The sequence below is a fragment of the Streptomyces sp. NPDC007162 genome (assembly GCF_040634175.1).
GTDB lineage: Bacteria > Actinomycetota > Actinomycetes > Streptomycetales > Streptomycetaceae > Streptomyces.
Genome location: NZ_JBEYFC010000957.1, coordinates 1 through 1652 on the forward strand (window position 1 = coordinate 1; position 1652 = coordinate 1652).

At 74.1% G+C, this 1652-nt stretch carries 1 protein-coding gene and 1 pseudogene; one reads left to right on the top strand and one right to left on the bottom strand.

Translation table 11 applies throughout. From position 1 onward, the window contains the following. Nucleotides 1-348, top strand: a pseudogene (locus tag ABZ646_RS46220) (AraC family transcriptional regulator); the annotation flags it as partial. A 20-nt stretch (nucleotides 349-368) separates the two neighbouring features. Here the strand turns inward: ABZ646_RS46220 and ABZ646_RS46225 are convergent. Then, on the bottom strand, nucleotides 369-1565 hold the full coding sequence (locus ABZ646_RS46225; protein ID WP_360533691.1) for an MFS transporter: 1197 nt from the start codon (nucleotides 1563-1565) through the stop codon (nucleotides 369-371). Nucleotides 1566-1652: the final 87 nt, after the last annotated feature.

The window sequence follows — 1652 nt, forward strand, 5'->3', positions numbered from 1 at the left end:
CCGGCTGCGGGCCTCACCGCAACAGCCCCTGCACCTGCCCACCCCCACCGCACCGCTGCTGCGCGACGTGTGCGCGATCCTGCGGGCCGCCCCGGCCGACCCCGCACCCTCAAGGAGCTCGGCCGTGCCGTCGGCGCGGGGGACCGCACGCTGTTCCGGCTGTTCCGCAGCGACCTGGGCATGACCTTCCCGCAGTGGCGCACGCAACTGCGCCTCCACTGCGCCCTCCTGCTGCTCGCCGACCGGGCCCCGGTGACGGCGGTGGCCCACGCCTGCGGCTGGGCGTCGGTGGGTGCCTTCATCGACTCCTTCCGCCGGACCTTCGGCCACACCCCGGGCTCCCAGCCGGTGACTGACGGGGAGCGGTCTCAGGCGCCGGCCGGTTCCGGGTCGCCCGCCTTCCGGCGCTCACGGGCGGCCGGTGTGGCGAAGACGGCCGCCACGACCAGGACGAGCACCAGGATCAGGGCGTTGCGCAGCCCGAAGCGCTCACCGAGGTAACCGAGCGAGGGCGGGCCCACCAGGAAGGCGACATAGCCGACGGTCGCGGCGAGCGCGACGCGGGCGGCGGAGTCGGCGCCGGAATCGCCCGCAGCGGAGAGGGCGACGGGAAACCCGAGCGACGCCCCGAGGCCCCACAGGACGGCGGCGGCCGCCGCCACCGCCTGGTTGTCGACGAAGATCACGAGCGTCAGTCCGGCGGCCCCGACGAGCGCGCTCCCGCAGAGTGCCGCCGCCCGCCCGAACCGGTCGACGAACCGCCCGCCGACGAAGCGCCCCACGGTCATCGCGGCGGCGAACACCGCGTAGACGGCCGAGCCCAGCGCGGCGTCGAAGCCGTGACCGTCCACCATGACCAGCGGCAGCCAGTCGTTCGCGGTGCCCTCGGCCATGGCGAGCGCGAGGATGACACAGCCGATGAGCAGCAGCGCGGGATCCCTCCACACCGCGGCACGCGGCCCGCCCGGTGCCCGGCGCCCGGAGGCGGCCTGCCGGCCCACCTCGGTGGGGACACGCCGGATGACCAGGGCGAGCGCGGCCAGCACCACCGCGGCGACGACGAGCAGATGGATGAGGACCGGGAAGTCGACCGCGGTCAGGAACATGCCGGCGACCGCCCCGAGCACGGTGCCCAGACTGAAGAAGCCGTGCATGGCGGGCAGCGTGGAGCGGCCGAGCAGCCGCTCGACCTCGGCGCCCTCGATGTTGAGGGCCACTTCACCGCCGCCCATGCCGAGGCCGAACAGCCCGAGGCCCACCGCGACGCACGCCCCCGAACCGACGGCCGCCCCCACCCCGACCACCACGGCGCCGGCGGCGACGGCGGAGGTGCCGGCCAGGACGACCAGCCGGGCTCCCCAACGGGCCACGACCGTGCCCGAGCACAGAATGCCGAGCATCGAGCCGACCGAGAGCCCGAACAGGATCAAGCCCATCTGCGCCGTGGAGGCGCCGAGCAGGTCGCGCACGTCCGGGGTGCGGGTGACCCAGGAGGAGATCGTCAGCCCGGGTGCGAAGAAGAGCACGAAGACGGCGGTGCGCCGCCGGGCTAGGTCAAGGGGCATGAGCGGTGGCTCCAGCGGGATCCGTACGAGTCTGTACGAGCGTACACACTGACTTGTACGTCTGTACACACTCACCGGTGGACAACC